The sequence below is a fragment of the Microbacterium protaetiae genome (genome assembly GCF_004135285.1).
Lineage (GTDB): Bacteria > Actinomycetota > Actinomycetes > Actinomycetales > Microbacteriaceae > Microbacterium > Microbacterium protaetiae.
Map to the genome: position 1 here is coordinate 145,195 of NZ_CP035494.1, position 19,054 is coordinate 164,248.

13 protein-coding genes and 1 tRNA gene are annotated in these 19,054 nt (G+C 65.3%); 7 read left to right on the plus strand and 7 right to left on the minus strand.

Annotated elements, in window-relative coordinates; translation table 11 throughout:
• Positions 1-10 precede the first annotated feature (10 nt).
• The gene (locus ET475_RS00705) at positions 11-1,156 is read left to right on the plus strand and encodes a DUF4062 domain-containing protein (RefSeq protein WP_129385092.1); all 1,146 of its coding nucleotides are present in this window, start codon (positions 11-13) and stop codon (positions 1,154-1,156) included.
• 121 nt (positions 1,157-1,277) lie between these two features.
• Here the strand turns inward: ET475_RS00705 and ET475_RS00710 are convergent, their stop codons facing one another.
• Positions 1,278-3,563, minus strand: a complete 2,286-nt coding sequence (locus ET475_RS00710) for a hypothetical protein (RefSeq protein WP_165310666.1) — start codon at positions 3,561-3,563, stop codon at positions 1,278-1,280.
• Between the two features lie 1,477 nt (positions 3,564-5,040).
• Between ET475_RS00710 and ET475_RS00720 the strand changes: the two genes are divergently transcribed.
• Together ET475_RS00720 and ET475_RS00725 are read left to right on the plus strand one after the other, a co-directional pair.
• On the plus strand, positions 5,041-6,540 hold the full coding sequence (locus tag ET475_RS00720) for an AlbA family DNA-binding domain-containing protein (protein ID WP_129385098.1): 1,500 nt from the start codon (positions 5,041-5,043) through the stop codon (positions 6,538-6,540).
• Between the two features lie 122 nt (positions 6,541-6,662).
• Positions 6,663-8,342, plus strand: a complete 1,680-nt coding sequence (locus ET475_RS00725; protein WP_165310667.1) for an SIR2 family protein — start codon at positions 6,663-6,665, stop codon at positions 8,340-8,342.
• Positions 8,343-8,431: 89 nt separating this feature from the next.
• On the opposite strand, the gene ET475_RS00730 is transcribed toward ET475_RS00725, so the two are convergent.
• From ET475_RS00730 to ET475_RS00740, 3 genes are all read right to left on the minus strand, one after another.
• Positions 8,432-11,458, minus strand: a complete 3,027-nt coding sequence (locus ET475_RS00730) for a TrlF family AAA-like ATPase (RefSeq protein WP_129385102.1) — start codon at positions 11,456-11,458, stop codon at positions 8,432-8,434.
• Positions 11,459-11,666: 208 nt separating this feature from the next.
• Positions 11,667-12,053, minus strand: coding sequence for a sulfate permease (locus ET475_RS00735; protein WP_129385104.1), 387 nt, complete (start codon positions 12,051-12,053; stop codon positions 11,667-11,669).
• A 146-nt stretch (positions 12,054-12,199) separates the two neighbouring features.
• Entirely contained in the window at positions 12,200-13,078 is an 879-nt protein-coding gene (locus tag ET475_RS00740) for a hypothetical protein (protein ID WP_422879927.1), read from the minus strand.
• Between ET475_RS00740 and ET475_RS17720 the strand changes: the two genes are divergently transcribed.
• From ET475_RS17720 to ET475_RS17725, 3 genes are all read left to right on the plus strand, one after another.
• On the plus strand, positions 13,058-13,201 hold the full coding sequence (locus ET475_RS17720; protein WP_165310668.1) for a hypothetical protein: 144 nt from the start codon (positions 13,058-13,060) through the stop codon (positions 13,199-13,201). The genes ET475_RS00740 and ET475_RS17720 overlap by 21 nt on opposite strands.
• A 159-nt stretch (positions 13,202-13,360) precedes the next feature.
• Complete coding sequence (locus ET475_RS00745; RefSeq protein WP_165310669.1) at positions 13,361-14,560, plus strand: recombinase family protein; 1,200 nt, start codon at positions 13,361-13,363, stop codon at positions 14,558-14,560.
• Positions 14,561-14,653: 93 nt separating this feature from the next.
• Positions 14,654-15,052, plus strand: a complete 399-nt coding sequence (locus tag ET475_RS17725) for a hypothetical protein (RefSeq protein WP_165310670.1) — start codon at positions 14,654-14,656, stop codon at positions 15,050-15,052.
• Here ET475_RS17725 and ET475_RS00750 read toward each other — a convergent pair.
• Both ET475_RS00750 and ET475_RS00755 read right to left on the minus strand, forming a co-directional pair.
• A tRNA-Ala gene (locus ET475_RS00750) sits at positions 15,041-15,116 on the minus strand. The two genes, ET475_RS17725 and ET475_RS00750, sit on opposite strands and share 12 nt — an antisense overlap.
• Before the next feature lie 49 nt (positions 15,117-15,165).
• Complete coding sequence (locus ET475_RS00755) at positions 15,166-16,014, minus strand: alanyl-tRNA editing protein (protein WP_129385106.1); 849 nt, start codon at positions 16,012-16,014, stop codon at positions 15,166-15,168.
• A 707-nt stretch (positions 16,015-16,721) separates the two neighbouring features.
• Here ET475_RS00755 and ET475_RS00760 point away from each other — a divergent pair.
• On the plus strand, positions 16,722-17,150 hold the full coding sequence (locus ET475_RS00760) for a VOC family protein (protein WP_129385108.1): 429 nt from the start codon (positions 16,722-16,724) through the stop codon (positions 17,148-17,150).
• Between the two features lie 468 nt (positions 17,151-17,618).
• Here the strand turns inward: ET475_RS00760 and ispG are convergent, their stop codons facing one another.
• The gene (gene ispG, locus ET475_RS00765) at positions 17,619-18,749 is read right to left on the minus strand and encodes a flavodoxin-dependent (E)-4-hydroxy-3-methylbut-2-enyl-diphosphate synthase (protein ID WP_129393470.1); all 1,131 of its coding nucleotides are present in this window, start codon (positions 18,747-18,749) and stop codon (positions 17,619-17,621) included.
• Positions 18,750-19,054: the final 305 nt, after the last annotated feature.

Here is a 19,054-nt window from a genome sequence, read left to right on the forward strand (position 1 = left end):
GACTTGGGTCATGGATAACGTGGCGTTGCTGATCGACCAGCGTTCGGCCTCTTTGGCCGCATCCGAGGAGGATGTTCGGGCGTGGGCCGCTGGGCGACGGGTGTTCGTGTCGAGCCTGATCACTGACATGCCTGATGAGCGGGCCGAGGTCCGGCGAGCGATCGAGTCGGTCGGCGCGACAGCGGTGATGTTCGAGGATCTCGGAGCGCAGGACATCTCGGCCGAGCAGGCCTATCTCTCGGGGGTTCGTAGCTCCGAGATTTACGTTGGCATGTGGGGTTCCCGCTACGGCGTGCGGATGCCTGACGGGTACTCGGCCACCCATGCGGAGTTCTTGGAGGCGGAGCGCGACGGGTTGCGGCTGTGCCTGTTTGTCCACGGCGAGACCGGCGGAGATATGGACGGCCCCCAGCGCGATCTGATTCAGGGCACCCGCAACCTTTACACGACGAGCCCGTGGAGTGACCCGGCTGATCTCGGTCGGCGGGTGCGGCGTCGTCTGGAAGAGCTTGCCGCTGAGGAACTGGCGCCATGGGGGCGGGTGGGCAGGACGCTGTTTCGTGTGCGCGAGATCACCAACGACGGGAAGACGATCTCTCTCACCGCGGCGGTGCGCAGCGATGCAGTCCATGCCGAGCTGGTGCGTCTGCGGGACAACCGCTCTGGCGGTGTCCCATTCGCTGCGCCCCATACGGCGCTGCCGGTACAGATTGTGGAGTTGTCGACCAGAACCGTCTCGACCATCGGCCACGAAGAGCGGTTGACACTGGTCACGCAGGAGCAGCGAGGCTCTAGCATGAGAGCCTCCATCAATGGCTTATCGGCCGACGAGGTGTTCCAGCGTGCGCTATCAGACGGGCTCTTCGGCACCTCGACGCTCAGACAACAGATGGGGTGGCTGGCCCGGCCGATCGATCCGCTGGAGCCGCTGCGGGGGCTGGGCCTGGACGACAGCGTCGTGCGGCCGGTAGCAAGGCTATTGTTCACTGAGCGGCTGATTACTGAACAGGCCGCATCGAGGATCGACTCCTTCACGCTTGGCCCCTCCCACCAGGGCGGGCGCCGTCTGCGGGCCAGTTGGACGCCCCCGCAGGTCTACGTGAACGAGCCGGACCCAGCGGCTGTTTCGATCGACGGCACCGTGAGCGGTCTATGACGATCCACGGACACTGCGGCCCTGTCGACGGTCTTGCCTGGGGGTGGTTCGCATGAGTCGTGCCGCTGCTCTCGACGCTCAGATGGTCGGGGTAAACTGGTGATTCTGGCTGCGCGGAACGTCATGTCGTGGTCTCGGCGGCGGTCGTAGCCCGCGTTCCGTTGAGGGCTGCCCGGACGCTGTAAGCCGGGTCATTGGCAAGCCGCTCACGCACGGCCGCGTGCGCTGGGTCCGACTGCCCGGAGAGCGCGCGGGCAAGAGCACGCCGGACTCGGACATCGGGGTCAGCCGCCAGGCGGGCTCCAAGGTGGGCCGGCTGGCCGTACTCCGGCCAGCGGCCTGCTGCGAGGCTGCGGATGGCCCAGCCTTGGGTGGCGAGGAACGCGAGGTCGTCGTTGAGGGTGTCACCGAGTTGTTGCAGCGCTCTGGTGGGCCAGTAGTCGGAGTCTGTGCCGAGCAGTGAGTAGGCCAGGCGTCGGGCTTCGCTGCGTTGTGCCTCGTCGGCGGCGAGAGCGGCGGCCAATGTAGTTGCTTGACCGCGAGTGTTATGGGGCGTTCCGTTCATACGGAACGCGCCAAGTTTGTGGGTGAACTGTTCGTCGAGCCGGTCGTGGTCCGAGGGTGTCGGCGAGGTCGCAAGACGTGCCGCGGTGGCGAAGTAGTCGGCGCGGTTGGCTGGCGTTGTGTGGCGCGCGAGGTTGCTGGCGGCGATGAGGTACTGCGCGCGATCACCGGAGCCGACGTGAGGGTCGTCGGCGCGATGGAGGAGTTCGGCTACGGCAGCGTCGATGTCCGTGGCGGGAAGGTGGCGGACGAGGAGGGAGTCACCGACCGCACCGGTGCCGACGGAGTACACACCATCGACGTGGTGGAGTGGGGTCGTTAACCGGCTGAACGCCGCGGCCGTTGCCACGGAGTCGACCTCGTCGGTGTCATGGAACGCGAGCATCTCTTGTGCCCACCGGTTGTTTGTGGCTGCGAGCGCGGCCAACGCGTCATGAGCGATGGGATGGTTGCGCCCGATAGCGTCGATGGTGGTGGAAGTGCGTGCGGCCTCCGAGCGGCCGAGCAGGGTCACGAGGTGCGCGATGGCCCGGGCGGCCAGTTCTGGCTGGGTGTTTGCAATCTTGGCGACGCTCGTCGCTTCGTCTTCGTCGTGATAGCGATAGTGGTTCGGCTCGACCAGCGGCTGTTTCTCGAAATGGCAGAGCACCTCATCGGCGGCCGCCGCTTGAAGGCGATCGGCGATGCCAGCCAAGAGTTTGACGGCATTGTTATAGCGGGAGGTTGCGAAGGAGCGTAGGTCCGGCCTGCTGCCGGACTCGGCTGCGGTCAGTTCGCCGACGAGGTGAGTGGTGAGGGCGTCGATGAGATCGTCGGGGATGAGATCGGCCTGGACGGCCAGGAGCCGGTAGGTCGTGCCGACGGTCCAGTAGTTGGACGAGTCAAGGTCCTCGACGGTGTTGATGAACTCGAGCGGATGAGATGCGCCCAAGGCTTCGATCGCCTTGGCGGCTCCAGCGCGGGCCAGGTGGTGGGCAGCCCGGATTGGTTCATCGGACTCGATGAGAATCGCAGCGAGCGCACGGCGTGCGCGGTCTTCCCCGGCCCAGTCGCTGGTCGTGACGGCGTCGCGTAGCGCGCGTTGTGCCGATATCGCGGCTGATCGCAGCTTCTGATCGCTCAGACCGGCCAGCGCGTCTTCGTAGGCGTGCTCGGCATTGGGGACGAGCGGCGTGGAGGTTCCCATTTGCTGCAGCGCGGTTTGCATGGGGAGTAGATCGTTACTGGTGAACGGTTTCCAATGCGATCCGAAGGCACGGCGGCTCAGGACCCAGGTCGATGCTTCGCCCCATTGCTGCGCGAGTGAGGCAGCGGCGGATGCTTCATCCCAGGCGAGGTCGGCTTCGCTGAATCGTTCGTGGAGAGCCAGGTCGCGCGCGTAACGAGCGGTGACCAGTCCGAGGAGGGCATAGCCAAGCTTGACTTGTCGTACGTCAGCCAGCAGGTCTGCCCAATCTGCGGTCGTCTCGGCGAGCAGGAGTCGTAGCCGAGTGCGCAGTACCGGGTCTGCCGAGGAGACTCCCGCGAGCTCGGTAAGGGCGGGGACAGCGCTAGTCAGCCATTCGCGGTCGTCGTTCGCCAGGGCCGCCTCGCCGGCGAGCAGAAGGAGCCGGATCTGGTCGAGGGGCTCCCCGATCCGTAGTGTCTCGATATGGGGAAGCTGGGCCAGCGGGTTCGAATGCAGCGCCGTCGCAGTTTCGGCGACGCGTTGACACAGCTTGATCCGTTCGCTGACGCTCGCGTCGCCTTCGGCGTCAGTTGTCTCATTAGTCGCGGCGAGTTTAGCGAGCGCGGTGAATTCGCTCTGGGTGATCTGCGCGGTGGTGGATAGGCCCTGGTCCAACGCGGTCCAGAACTGCTCCAGGACATGGCGTGCTGCCTCATCTGCACGCCCGACGGCCGCCAGGAGCCGGTATCGGTCTTTGTCGTGCTGTGCCGCGTGGGGCCGAATCCGGCATCGCGGAGTTTCACTTGCCCAGCTTCAATGAGTTCCAGCGCCTGCGGAGAGTTCTCTGTCGCGGACGCTTGGTCGAAGAGCTGCTGGGCGCCGGTGGCGACTTCAGGGGTACGGGCTAGTGCCTCGCGCACGGCAACAGCGTCTGCCGCTGGAACCAGTGGCGTGTCGAGTTTGAACGGAAGGCAGAACGCTTCCGCCGTCGGCATCCCGAAGTACTCGATGACGATGTCGGGCCGGCCCCGCAGGAAGTAGGACAGTTCCTGCGCATCCCACATCTCCAAGTTGATTGGCTGAAGCGCTCGGCGCTGAGCGGCGAGTTCATCGATCGCGGCCGTGGTCTTGACTGGGCGGGCCACCCCGATGATGAACGTCTCGACGGTGAACGGACGGGTGGTGGTCCGGAACTTCTTCACCGCGGCCTTGATGTTGCTGGCGCCGAAGCTGGTGTACTTCTTGCTCTGAAGCGCAACGCCGGTGCCGTCCGGCGCGAGAGCCACGATGTCCAGGCCCTTCTGCGCTTGACCACGATCGCCATATAGCTGCGCGTGCCGCAACCCCTTCACGTCACGCATCACGCGCCATTGCAGGCGCTCGAAGTCCTCCCAAGACAACGCGTTGAACGGCAGCAGATCGAGCTTCCCGACCACCGGCGCCGGCACGGGAGTCGAAGGCGTGGCGTTGAGCATCGAGCCAAGTTGGAGTGGCCGCCAATCGGCCATATCGCGCACCTCGCTCCCGTCGCTCGCCTTGCCTCGGCTTGCCCCTCGGTCGGAAGCGATATGCCCATCATCTCAGTAGCACGCTTCCGCGCATGTTGCGGGAGGCGGCCTTGATCGACCTGCTGTTGGACGACGACGGCGACCTGAGCAGTTAGGGCGTGTACGAACTCGCCGCCGAGTTCGGCCTTGCATCGGTGCGGCGTCCCGATGCGACGGCGCTGCCTACGCCTCGCGCAGAAGAAGGACGCACTCGCGTTGAGAGACCGCGGCTGGTCGCTGGCGACGATCGGAGCTCGGTTCGATGTTGTTCCGGGCACTGTCCTGAAGGGCCTCCGGCAAGGCACGTCGCGTTGACCGATTCTCATGGCGCGTGTTGTCACCCACGGGTTGCGCTGGCCCGGGCTCTGTCGGCGCTGTCTCGTAGAGTTGCACATGATGCTGGGCGTTCGCGCAGGGAGGTGCTTGGACGAGCGAGGCTGACGAAGGGAGGCGCATGCGGCAGTCATCACTTGCCCGGTTGCTTACGAGGGCAGACCCTTCAACGGCGCAAAACCCTACGATCGGTCGCGTCATGGCAGGGCTCGCTGCGCTCGTAGCGCTTGTGCGGACGAGTCCCCGGTGCTGAGAAGGCGCGGTGATGGGGCGTGATCGTCGTTGATGGACGCACTGATCGGGAGAAGCTGGTCGAGCTGCTTCAGTTGCCCGAGCAGACGCACTTGGAGTTCAAGGCCGAGCTGGACTTGACGGCCAAGAACGACGAGTTGAACTTCGTCAAAGACGCGGTCTCGATGAGCAACAGGCCACCTGGTGGGTACATCCTGGTCGGTGTCAATGATGACGGCACCCTGGCTCTTCCTATTGGAGCTATCGCCGATCGAGCTCGCTTCGATGGCGCCCGGTTGGGTGACCTGATCAGGAAGTACATCGAAGGCGAGGTCCATGCGATCTCGCAGGTCCATGAGGTCGATGGACATGAAGTCGTGCTGATCTACCTTCCGCACCATCGGGATGGGCTTCCGGTGCCGATGAGCAAGCTCGGCCAGTTCCAAGGACAGAACGGCAAGCAAGTCGTGGTGTTTCGCGAGGGAGATGTCCTGGTTCGCGAAGGGGCCAAGAACACCCCGCTTCGCCACGCTCACTGGAACGATCTGCTGAGCCTCCGTGACCAACGACTCCGCGAGGAAGCCCGCGCACAGGTGGACTTGCTGATCGCTGACCTAGCTAGTGCCATGCGGGCCGGCGGAGCTGGGCCCGCCGGCGTCCCGCTGTCTGTTGAGATGGCGGACGACACTTTCGGTGAGGCGGTGGTGTCGCGCTTGGAAGCTGACAGCGACATCCGCCTACGGCAGTTCCTCGGACGGTCCGCCGCACTCGTCAGTAACCCCGATGAGCGCCGCGCGGCTCTGGACAAGATCACTATCCTCGCGGCTCACGCGATGTACTTCGAGCGCGGCACCCTTGCCGAAAAAGGGATCGATAGCCTCTTCGACGCCTATACCAAGCTCGGTCACGGAGACGCCGCCGCGCGACTCGACATCATCACGCGCGTGTACGTCCTTGGCAGTCTTGCTGTTCGCCTTCGACAGTGGGCCATCGTTCACGACCTCTCGCTTCGCCCGTACCCGCCCAGCGGGGACGTGTACATCTACTCGTCCTGGATCAGACACGGACAGGTCGACGCAAGCCGTGCTGACCTCTTTCCAAAGGGCAAGGGCGGAATGATGATCTCTGCCGCGCGCGTCCTGATGAGCGAGCAACCGGCCATGCGTCCTGATGTCCCCGAAAGCGCGGTGCCCGACCCCGGCGACCTCGCGCACGACGATGCTCTCTTCAACTCGCTATGCCAGTTCGACATTCTCTACTGCCTGATCGTGGCCGCCGAGGGTCGGCATCACGGGAGCGGATACCCGGCCGCATCGGCGATGAACCAAGACAGGGCTGATCCAGCGTTCGAGGTCGTCGCCAGCGACCCGGACGCGCGCGCAGCGATGTTCCCCGCTTCCGACGAGCGCAAGATCGCCGAAGCGATGACGCAGGTATTCACCAGCGCGGAGCGCGAATCGTTCGGCTTCGGCGGGCATTGGTGGTCACTACCCCAGGTGGCGCAGCAGTTCGTCAGCAACCATCTTGGAGAAGGCACATGAGCAATCCCTTGTCGCCGCTGGCGATGCTCGCGACGTCGATGCAGGCACAGCCCGGCGTGTACGCCCTGCTCTTGGGCTCTGGCGTGTCTACCAGCGCTGGCGTGCCCACTGGATGGGGTGTCGTGACGGAGCTGGTGCGTCGGGTCGCAGCCGTCGAGGACCCCGCTTCGATTGAGGATGCCGCCAGTGACCCCGAGAAGTGGTGGCACGATCACCACGGCGAGCACCTCGGGTACTCGTCGCTTCTTGAAGCGCTCGCGCCCACACCGGCGACCAGGCAGGGACTGCTGGCGGACTTCTTCGAGCCGTCCGATGAAGAACGTGAACAACGGATCAAGACACCGAGTAGAGGGCACCTCGCGATCGCCGAGCTGGTTAAGCGGGGATCGGTGAAGGTCATCGTCACCACGAACTTCGACCGGCTCATGGAGCAGGCGCTTGACGCGGTCGGGATCGCCCCGCAGGTGATCGCGCGGCCGGAGGCAGTCAACGGCATGAAACCTCTCGCGCATGCTCCGGCAACAGTGATCAAGGTCCACGGGGACTATCTCGATCTCGGTTCCCGAAACACTCCGGCCGAGCTCGACCAGTACCCAGAGGAATGGGTGACGCTGCTCGCTCGGGTCTTCGATGAATACGGCCTGGTCGTCTCGGGGTGGTCAGCCGAATGGGACACCGCGCTGGTCCGGCTGATCGAGTCCACACCCAACCGTCGATATCCCTTGTACTGGGATGCACGAAGCGGAAAGGGCGCCAACGCTCAGAAGCTGATCGCAGCACGTTCGGGCCAGATCATTCCGGCTGCGGGAGCTGACGAGTTGTTCAACGAGCTGTCATCCGCGCTTGAAGCACTGGACCGCCTCGCCGAGCCCCCGCTCACGACCGCGATGGCGGTGACGCGCTTGAAGCGGTACCTGCCCGATCCTGTCCGCCGCATCGACCTGCACGACCTGGTGATGGAAGCAACCGACAAGGTCGGGGAGGGCGTGAAGAACCAACCGCTCTCCATCGACGGACTCGACGCCGCAATCCTCCAAGAAGTGCTTGAAGCACATCGGGAACAGTCCCGGCAACTATGTGCTCTGCTTGTGGCCGGCGTCTGGCACGACCTGGACGGAGCCCATGACCGGCTCTGGATGGACGTCCTTGAACGCCTGATCGAAGCTGGTACGACACGCCGTCTGGGAGTCCCCGTCCAGCAAGTGCTCGAACAGGCTCGGCTTTACTCCGCGCTGCTCGTTCACACTGCGGTCGGTGTCGCTGCGACGCGGCGAGGACGAGACCCTCTCCTGATCAAGCTCGCTACCGAGGTCATGGGCACCGTCGATATGGGAACGAGGATTCGGCTACCTGCCTGCCAGATCATCCACCCCTACCGCGTCCTCGACAAGGAGTCGGTGAACGCTCTGCCCAGGTGGAACGGCGGCAGTGGCTGGACGTATCCATTGAGCCACCTGCTCAAAGCCGACGTCCGCGCGATCTTCGAAGACCTGATCCCCGAGGCCTCTGACTATGAGGACACGTTCCACGGCTACGAGTACCGGATGAGCCTGCTTCATGAAAACACGAACGCCACCTACTCAGGCGTCTACCACGCGATGCCGGGTGAGTACGTGGGCGAACGAGCCTGGTCATGGGACGACCGGAACGTGCCGCTCGCCGAGATCGCGTTCCGTGACGCTGGGCAGCGCAACTCGGACTGGCCGTGGGTGCGCCTGCTTGGAGGAGAGGCCGGCTACGACCAAGCACTGATCGATCACCGCGGCGTGCTTGAGAACTTCAAATACCACAACATGCGTTGAGTGGACAGATCCACTCTGCATCACTAGACCGCAACGGGGTTCGGGTGGATGTCTCCGCTCAGACCGTCAGCAACCCTCTCGATGCCTGGTCATACAAGCTCTGGGAAGGCTTCGTACTTGTGGCGCCGGTTGTCGAACGCCGGCTTGGTGCCTTCCAGGACGTTCAACGCGAACTGCGCGACGTCGAGCTCAGCGATGCTGCCGCTACTGACTCTGAACTTCTGATCTTGCAGTTGGCAGTGGATGATCTGATCGGCGTCACCGACGACGGCGAGGTTTGCGTTGTGAGTAACGACGATGGTTTGTCGCCGGCCAGCAGCCTCATGGATCGCTGGCACGAGCTTGGACGCGATGGTCTCGTTGTCGAGGTTCTCTTCCGGCTGGTCGAGTAGGAGAGGCGTGGTCCGGCGGTCAACGACGAGGTAGAACAGGGCAAGCACGAGTCCACGTTGTCCGGGCGACAGTTGCGATAGCGGAAGACCGTCCCCTGTGAGTCCGAAGCGGACTTCTAGCCACGACAGGTCGAGCATGCTCATCAAGAACTCATCCAGCGTGGTGGTGCTGCGCAAAGCGCTTGCGGGGTTCCTGAACGGATCGTCCGGTTCACCTCGTTCGTGCTCTAGCCGGATGACCGCTTCTCTGAGTTGTGCGGAGAGTTGTTCCCAGCTGGTGTCTTCGATGCGCTGCGGAAGGTCGGCGAGCCAGTCGGAGAAGTCACCGTTTCGGCGCCCATCAAGTCCGGTAGGAATGCTGCGCCACGAGGGCAGCATCCGAAGCTCGGCGTTGAACTCAAGGCCGGCGTTCTTTACGACTTCAGCCTGCGAAATGAACTCGGAAGCCGGTGCGTACAGGCTCTCCACAGCGTCAAGCTGGGCGATGAGGGCTGCGTGTATGCGACCGGCGTGTTCGATGATCTGTTCTCGTAGACGATCCATCTCTGCCGGGGCTTCGGTGATACGCGTGCGTAGCGCCTTGAGGCCATTCAGTGACTCGTCGTCGTTCTCATCTCCGACCAGCGCTGCCACGCGTTCCTCTGACTGGAGAACACGTTGGCGGGCGCGCTCGCGGGCACTGTCGGCAGCGGCGAGCGCTTCAGCGTTTTGCCGCCGTGCTTCCTCTTGCGCCTCGATGTCGCGAACCAGATCGTCGTGCTCGGCCCTCCATGTTGTAAGGCTTGTATCGAGAGTCGCGCGCCAGCCTTCGTAGCGGGCACGATTGATCGTCACTGAGATGTACGGATCACCGCTGTCGCGCAGAATCGCCTCAGCCTGAGCGTTGAGGTCCGCAGCATCCGCTCGGAGGGCATCGGCCTTCTGTGCGATCGTCTCCATGCCGGACAGAGACTGACGAGCTTGCGCACGACGCTGTTCGTTCTCCGTTTGCCTACTCAGGAGCTCGGTTCGCGTCGACTCGATCTCCTCGGAGCGCTGTTTCAGGACCGTGAGTTCACCATCATCACGGCTGGCGGAGTCGATCGCTGCGAGCGTGTCCGTCTCTCCTTGGAGCGCTGCTTCAGCGGCGGCCACTTCGGCTTCCTTCAGGGTGAGCCGTCCTTCGACTTCGTGCAGCCGGTTCTCTGCTCGGAACGCCGCGAGCGCCGCGTAGGAGCCCACGACGGGCCGCAGGTCGTCTCGCAAGCGGTCGATCATGTCCTGTGAGACACGGGTCTTCTGTGCGAGGAGCGCGTCGAACGTCTTCTTCCCCGCGCGATCCTCGTCTCGGATGTGGGTGAAAAGGACGGTCCGTAGCTCGCGCTCGAACTCGTCTGCGTCTCCACTGGCGGGGTCGATGTTGCAGACACGTTCAACGAATGCCTGGGGCAGGTACTCGACGGACACGGGCGCGGACCTGTCGTGCTCATCGGGAAGTTGAGCACGGCGCCTCGCGCCGGTTGCCCATTCAAGCTCTGAGTAGTACTCCTTAGCGACCTTCAGACTTGTGGAGCTGAGGAATCGCGTCGAAGTCAGGAAGGCGAACTCTCTGTTGCGCGACGAGTTGCCGGCGAGCGCTATGCAGTCGAGTAGCGCGGACTTGCCTTGACCCTTGTTTCCGACCACGGCTACAAACCCAGTGTTGAGCGGAATCTCGTAGTCGAAGAATCTGTAGTCCTTTTTGTCTGAGCGCACTTCGATCTTCGAGATGAATCGCTCAGGGTTCTTGCGGATCCGCGCGAGGGCAGGAGGCTCCAGCCCGACATGAACTCGGCGGTCGAACTCTTCGAGTGCGTACGCGAGCCCGGCGAGGGTCGGGGTCGTGTTCATCCAGGTCTGGCATGCACCGAGCCGCATGTTCTGCTCAGAATCCGAGAAGTGGTGGGCATCGCTACAGTCCAGTAGACGATCCTTGACCTTGCTCGCGCGCAGGAACTCGACATCAGCCTTCCAGCGAGCCGTGTCTTCATACGCTGTAAAGATCAGGTCCGCGGAGTTGATTACGTTCTTCTTGGCGGCGATGGACTGATCTGCCCATTTGATGTCAGCCCATTCCGTCTTGCCGACAGCAAGTAGCGCCTTCCCCTTGAAGTACGGCCCGGACAGCACGCCCTGAACATCTCCTAGAGAGACGTTGAGGTTGTTGAAGCCTTCGCGCAGATCGGAGTCATACTTGGCGAGCTCCTCGGCAGGGACAGTCTCTTTGATTCTGCGCCCAAGGTCAGCTAGCGACTCCGCTGTGATGACGCCCTGCCATCCCAATGATTCGTGCTGAGGTGAGAGCTTTAGTTTGGGCTGAAGCGCGTTCAAGAACTGTGCTTGGATCACATCCGGGTCGAGTTCCGGGTCGAAAATGACATGGAGATTGACCCGGGAGAGCTTTCCCTCGGTGCCGCCGAACTGATCCAGTCGCATCTCTACGACCGGGAAGATCGCCTCTAGGTTCTTCAGTCGTCCATCGCGCTGGGCTTGGAGGACATGTCTGAAACCGTCGAGGAACCAATAGTCGTTGATTCCGATGATGCTGATGTCTTCGGGCAGGTTCTCCAGTTCGTCTATGAACCGTGACCAGACCTCGTCAGAGTCGCCGCCGTACCCTTGGATGATCGAAGCAGGCGTGTGAACATGCAGATCCCAGATGCGCCATGCCGTTCCACGGGCTCGCTCCCCGTCCAGCCTTCCCATGCTCTGTCCTTCCGACCGACTCCAACGTCGGCCAGCCGGGGCAGAGGCGAGCCGCTACGAGTACACAGCGCTGATCGTATCGGCGGTAGGCGACCCCTCCGTGCGGGCACGCCGACGAGTCTGGACGGCTGGAAGCTGCCGACTGCCGCGACGCCCGGCAGTCAGCCTGGTGCTGCTGTCCAGGGCAGGCGCGATACGCGGATGCCAGTCATCGAGGCACACCGCTCATCGGCTCGTCTGCAACGGTTAACTCGTCACGGGTCGCCTGATCGGCGCAGGCGCGACGCTGTGCGACGGTCTCTTGGAGACGGGCACGGATCAGGAGCACGAGGCTGATCGGTCCCATGATGATGAACTTGATCGCGTTCCAGATGAACAGCAGCACGAGGAGGTTCAGCCAACCGGGGGCGCCGCCCGCGATCAGGTTGGTGCAAATGCTCGCGGCCAGCACGTAGGGCGCGGCAAGCAGCATGGCGGGCACGCCCCACTTGAGACCGCGGCGGGTTCGGATCGCGTCGACCGCGATGTTGGTGGGCATGTAGCGCCGCAGGTAGCAGCGGGTGCGGACGCTGGCGGCCCAGAGCAGTCGGATCATGGCACTGTCCTCTCATCGCACGGATGCTGAGCGAGACAGTGCGTCAGAGAGTGACCGAAGCCGGCCTGCCCGTGAGGGCGCCATTGTGGAGGAGAAAGCTGCCTCGTCCCCTACTGTACGACTCGGCGGCGACACGTAGCAGATGTTCAGAGGGTCCGACCTGGCGCTTCTCGTCGGGCGGCCCGTAGCGGTGTCGTCTCGCCTTGTTGGCTCAGGTCGTGCGCCCGGTCAAGCGCGGCCTTGGCGCGGGCGGCGTCGACCTTCTGTGCGGTGCTCTCCGGCGGGACACCAAACGCGGTGAGAGCGGTGATGCCGTAGCGGTCGCGGTAGGCGGCCACGGTGCGGGCGTGCCGCCGCCAGGTCGCAGCGGCGCGTTCGTCTTTCGGCGGCGTGCCGAGGGCGGTCGTCCAGGTCTCGCCATCGCCGAGGGCTTGGTCGAGGATCGCGGCGGCGCGGGTCTCGATGAGGTCGCGTCGCTCGGTGAGCGCCTGCCGCAGCTCGGAGGTCATGGTGCCGGTCGCTTCGGGGATCAGTCCGGCGATGAGCCGTGGCGTCTTGCGGGCGCGCCCGGATCCGGCGGGTCGTTCGGTGGCCTTGGCGACGCGGTAGTGGAGGACGGCGGCGATGTCGTCGGCGTCCGTGAACCCGCGCGCCTGGACGAGGCGGTGCAGCAGCACGTCGACGTCATGGTGGTTGGCCTCGGCCCGGCGCATCTCGGCGGTCAGCGCGCCGAAGGCCGGAAAGCTGATCGCGGCCTCCGCTTCCTCATCGGTGAGCCCGCATGCGCGAACGAGGCTCGCCCACCTGTCGTGTTGCGCGGCGGCGGCGATCGTCTCGTACTCGGCGGCGAGCTGACCGATGTTCGCCCATGTCTCTTGCTCGGCGGTGATTGTTTCGTGGGCGGAGAGCTCGGCGCCGACGTGCTGGAGCACCCCGAACAGCACCGACCGGGCGGTGGCGTCGATGTTGTCGCCGGGGTGCGGTGCCTGGTGGAAGTCGACGTCGTGGTGACGCCCCGTCGTCAACCCGACCTGGAGCTGCTGGCACGGATCATCGTGGACATGGCGATCACCGACCCCCTGGGCCTGCACCCCGCCGACGACGAGACCGCCAGCGACTACCTGGATCGCCACGACGACGGGCCGTAGAATAGCGATGTTGCCCTTCGAGGGCGCATCAGTCGCTTCGGGTCCACCGGCAGCATCGGTGGCTTACTTGACCGGCATCGCCGGTCATGCTCTTTCTCTCAACTGGCGCTCGCGGAATCACCGCGAAGGGCAGGCAGCCGCCTGAGAGGAAAGAGCACCATGCCCGCCACCACCGAAGCCGACACCGCCGTGCCAGCCGATCAGGAGGGGCTGAACGACGCGCAGCGCGCCCTCGCCTACATCCGGGTCTCCACCAAGGAACAGGCCGAGCGCGGCGGGTTCGAGGAAGGGTTCTCCATCCCCGCCCAACGCGACGCGATCCGACGTGCCGCCGCCGAGGCCGGCGCGATGATCGTGGAGGAGTTCATCGACGCCGGGGAGACCGCCACCAACGCCCGCCGACCCGACCTGCAACGCATGCTCTCCTACATCAAGAGCAACCGCGTCGATCTGTGCATCGTCCACAAGCTCGACCGGCTCGCCCGCAACCGCGCCGACGACGTCGCGATCCACCTCGCGCTCCGCCAGGCCGGAGTGACCCTGGTATCGGTCACCGAGAACATCGATGAGACCCCGACAGGGATGCTGCTGCACGGCATCATGTCCACCATCGCGGAGTTCTACTCCCGCAACCTCGCAGGCGAGGTCACCAAAGGACTCCAACAGAAGGCGGCGTCCGGCGGCACCGTCACCAAGGCACCACTCGGCTACCTCAACGTCCGAGAACGCGACCCACAAGGCCGCGAGGTCCGCACCGTCACGGTCGACCCCGAACGTGCGCCGCTGGTCGCGTGGGCGTTCGAGGCATACGCGGCCGGCAACCGCTCCCTGTCCGACCTGGCCGACGAGCTCGCCGCCCGAGGGCTGACCAGCCTGCCCACCCCGAAGCGGCCCGCGAAACCTATCGGGGTCTCCACGCTGCAACGGATGCTCCGCAACCCGTATTACAAGGGCGACATCGTCTATAAGGGCGCACGTCACCTTGGCATCCACGACCGGCTCGTGCACCCGACCGTGTGGACCAAGGTGCAGAACGTCCTCGACGCCCACAACATCGCCGGCGACCGCACGCAGACCCACGAGCACTACCTGAAAGGCTCCCTGTACTGCGGCTGCGGGAAGCGCATGACGATCAACCATGCCCGCAACCGGCACGGTGAGACCTACCCCTACTTCATCTGCCTCGGCCGACACATGGGCACCAGCGGCTGTGAACGACAGGCCGTGCTCGTCTCGACCGTCGAGCACCTGGTTGCCGAGCACTACCGCACCATCGAGCTCTCACCCGAGGCCGCCGACGCACTCACCGGCATGATCGAGGACATCTTCGACCGCATCGACGCCGAATCTGAGACCTAGCGCCGCGACCTGACTCGGCAGAAGGAACGCCTCGAAGACGAACAACTCCGGCTGCTGCAAGCCCACTACGCCGACGCGATCAGCCTCCCGGTGTTGAAGAAGGAACAGCACCGCATCGAAGGCATGCTCACCGACATCGACCAACGGCTGTCTGCCTACCGGGCTGGGCGCGAGGACGCCAAGCTCCGGCTACGCGCCTACCTGCACCTGGCGACCAACGCGCACGCGTTCTACCTCGCCTGCGACGACGCCCGCCGACGCCTATGCAACCAGGCGTTCTTCACCAAGATCACGCTCAAAGAGAACCTTGACGTGACCTCGGAGTTCACCGGCATCTACGAGACCATCCTCGACCCGACCAACCGACTCCACGCCGAGTTCTGGCAGCGCACCGGCCAACTCCACCCCGACATCAACCTGGAGCACAACGAAGAAACCCTGCCCCACGATCAGCGGGGCAGGGTTGGAACTTCGACCAAATGGTGGACCTGAGGGGATTCGAACCCCTGACCTCTTCATTGCGAACGAAGCGCGCTACCAACTGCGCCACAGGCCCGTGAACCTCAGAAAGGTTATCACGATCGCGGGGGTGCTTCCCAACCGGCTCAGGCGGGAACGACGGTGGTCGTCATCACCAGAAGCTGCGGATTGGGCAACGCCAGCGACACCTGCACCGACGCGAATTCGGCGAGGGATGCCGCATGCGTACCACCGCACAGGAAGCCCACGGTGCCCTCAGGCAGATCGCACTCCCAGCGGCGGCGGTCGATGATCGTCGGACCGTCGGTGACGATGCGGCTCGCGGCATCCGCTGCCGTCCACGTGGCCAGCTGTGCGTTGACGCGCTGCTGCCGCTCGCTCAGCGACGCCGCAAAGGCCTCACTGTCGAACCCAGCCTTGCGCAGGCTCTTGCCCAGGCGGTATTCGTCAATGCTGCCGTCGGGGTGGATGCTGCTGGTCTGGTTCGCGCGGCCCTCGAAATCGGGGTTTCCGAGCGGGTCTGGGCCCGGGTCCTTGCGCCACAGCTCGGCAAGCGCGGCATCCAGGGCCAGCGACGCGAGGTGGCAGGCGGTGTGTGCGCGGCTGAGGGCCGCCCGGCGCGCGGCATCCACTTCCGCCGTCACTGTCCCACCCGCACTCAGCCACTGCGGCACCGCGCCGGTGAGCCGGTGGCCGACAAGCCAGGTCCAGCCGTCGGTGCCGCGCTTGACGGGGATGTCGGAGCCGACGAACAGCGTGCCGTCGGCGTCTTCGGCGGCCATGACGGCTTCGACGACCTCGACGCTGTGCTCACCGGACCGCAGCACGCCGGCATCTCCGGGTTGATCGGGCCAGGTGTGGTCGACAGGGTGAAACGGTGTCGCGTCGAGCACGACCACATCGCCGACGATGCGGGTGACGGTCCCCTCACCGGCTGTCGCTCCGGACGGGAACGTCACGATCGTCGCGGGCATGGTCCTCCTTGGGTGGGCGCAACGAAGACTATCAAGCGGAGGCTCCCAGCGCGGCGGCGTCAACGCCGGGCGCGAGCGCCGCCGTCCCAAAATGCCGCGTCAACGCGATGAGATGGGACGGCAAACAGAGGGGCCTGCGGTGCCAACGCTGAACCCGACGAAGGCCGCCGTCCCAAAACGCCGCATCGGAGGCACGAAGCGACCCGGCGGGACGGCAACGCCGAGCCCGGTGCCGACTGCCGTACCAAAACGCCGCATCGCCCGCGCGAAGCGACCACACCGGACGGCACACAGAGGGACCCGCGGTGCCAACACTGAACCCGACGAAGACCGCCGTCCCGAAACGCCGCATCGGTGGCACGAAGCGACGAGATAGGACGGCAACGCCAAGCCCGGCGGCGACTGCCGTCCCAAAACGCCGCATCGCCCGCGCGAAGCGACCACACCGGACGGCAAACAGAGGGGCCTGCGGTGCCAACGCCAAGCCCGGTGCCGACTGCCGTCCCAAAACGCCGCATCGGAGGCACGAAGCGACGAGATGGGGCGGCAAACCCCCGGACCCGGCGGCGCCATGGCCGGGCCTGGAGGCGACATGGCTGGGCCTGCCGGCGACATGGGCGGGGCCGGCCGCGTCAAGACAGCCCGCCGGTGTCGGGAGTCCACCCTACGGTGGAGACACCGACTGGCACCGACTCAAGGAGGACGTCATGCTCACACTCGGCAACATCGTTTTCTACGCGGACGATCCGCAGCGGCTTTCGCACTTCTGGGCTGACGTGTTCGGTTACCCGCACATGGGCTTCGACGGTCCGCTGCGCGACCAGCTGCTGGCCGCGGGGCTCAGCGACGCCGATCTGGCCACGCGGGGTCTCGCCGAAGACCCAGCTGGCCACGGTCCGCGGCTGTTCTTCCACCATGCCGACGGCACCAAGGCCGGGCGCAACCGCCTGCACCTCGACATCACCATCGCTCGTGACGGCGAGGGCACCCACGAGGAGCGCCTCGACGCCGAGAAGGATCGCCTGGTTGCGCTCGGCGCCAGCGTCGTGCGGCTGGTGGATCAGCAGTGGGGACCGTGGCCAGAGCACTACTACCAGATGCGCGATCCCGAAGGCAACGAGTTCTGCCTGCAGTGAGGTAGCCCCGTCGTACGCCGCGCCACCCATGCGCATCCCGCACGGCAGGAACGTAAAGTCTGCACCGACGATGCGTCGTCGCCGGTGCAGTCCCATCCGCACGCAGGGCGTGTCGCCGCCGCTGAAGCACGTCTACACCGAGCATGCGCTCACCTGCGAACGCATCCCCGCACCGAGGACGTACCCTCGCCTGCCCGCTCACCATCTGATTCGCCGCGCGGTTCAGATGGTGAGTGCGCAGGAGGGGTGGTGCCCGGCGGCCACCCACAACGGGGGCGAGGGCGACGGGTCGCTGCGACGATGCCGGGTGCGGCGAGGGCGAGTGCGACGACGCCGAGTGCGGCGAGGGCCAGTGCGGCTCGTGCCAGTGCGACGACGCCGAGTGCGTCGAAGGCCAGTGCGACGAGGGCGGCGAGGGCCAGTGCGGCGAGTCGCTGCGACGACGACGGGTGCGACGGGTGCGGCGAGTCAGCCGGTGACGACCTGCGCCGTGCCGATGCCGGCCTCCGAACCCATCTCTGCGGCGATGCGGTTCGCCTCGGCGATCAGGGTCTCGACGATCTCAGCCTCGGGCACCGTGCGGATCACCTCGCCCTTGACAAAGATCTGGCCCTTGCCATTGCCGGATGCCACGCCCAGATCGGCTTCGCGGGCCTCGCCGGGCCCGTTCACGACGCATCCCATGACTGCCACACGCAAGGGCACGGTGAGGTCTTTGAGCCCCTCCGTCACCGAATCGGCAAGCGTGTACACGTCGACCTGCGCCCGTCCGCACGAGGGACACGAGACGATCTCGAGGGTGCGTTCGCGCAGCCCCAGCGACTGCAGAATCTGCAGGCCGACCTTGACCTCTTCGACCGGCGGCGCCGACAGAGACACGCGTATCGTGTCGCCGATCCCCTCACCGAGAAGAATCCCGAATGCCGTCGCCGACTTCACCGTGCCCTGCAGAGCGGGGCCCGCCTCGGTCACTCCGAGATGCAGCGGCCAATCCCCACGCTCGGCCAGCAGTCGGTATGCCTTGACCATCACGACCGGGTCGTGATGTTTGACCGAGATCTTGAAGTCGTGAAAATCGTGCTCCTCGAACAGCGAGGCCTCCCACACCGCGCTCTCCACGAGAGCCTCGGGAGTGGCGGTTCCGTACTTCTCGAGCAGTCGCTTGTCGAGCGACCCGGCGTTCACCCCGATGCGCAACGAGACCCCCGCGTCCTTCGCCGCTGCGGCGATCTCGCCGACCTTGTCGTCGAACTGGCGGATGTTGCCCGGGTTCACGCGCACGGCGCCGCACCCGGCGTCGATCGCCTGGAACACGTACTTCGGCTGAAAGTGAATGTCCGCGATCACCGGGATGCGGCTCTTGCGCGCGATGATCGGCAGCGCGTCGGCGTCGTCCTGGCTGGGAACCGCGACGCGCACGATGTCACAGCCGGCCGCCGTGAGTTCGGCGATCTGCTGCAACGTGGCGTTGATATCGGTGGTGGGGGTGGTCGTCATCGACTGCACCGTGACCGGGGCGTCTCCCCCGACGAGCACGTCGCCCACGCGGATCTGCCGGCTCTTGCGGCGCGGAGCGAGCACCGACGGCACATGCGGCATCCCGAGATTCACTGCTGGCACTCGCTCAGCCTAGCCGCGCCGACTGCAGTGCGGCTGTGACCTGCACGCCCGCAGTCCCCCGCACACCGCAGTCCCCACACACCGCAGTCCCCCGCACACCCGCAGTCCCCCACACACCGCAGTCCCCCGCACCCGCAGTCCGACACTGACCTCGGCCGCCGTCACACGGCCAAGCCACCTGCCCGCGCTGTGGTAGGTTCGCCCCATGTTCGCGAACCACTCCTGGTGGACCACCCGCTGAGGCGGTGTGTTCGCGTTCCAACCGACAGACCGCCCGCGTGGCG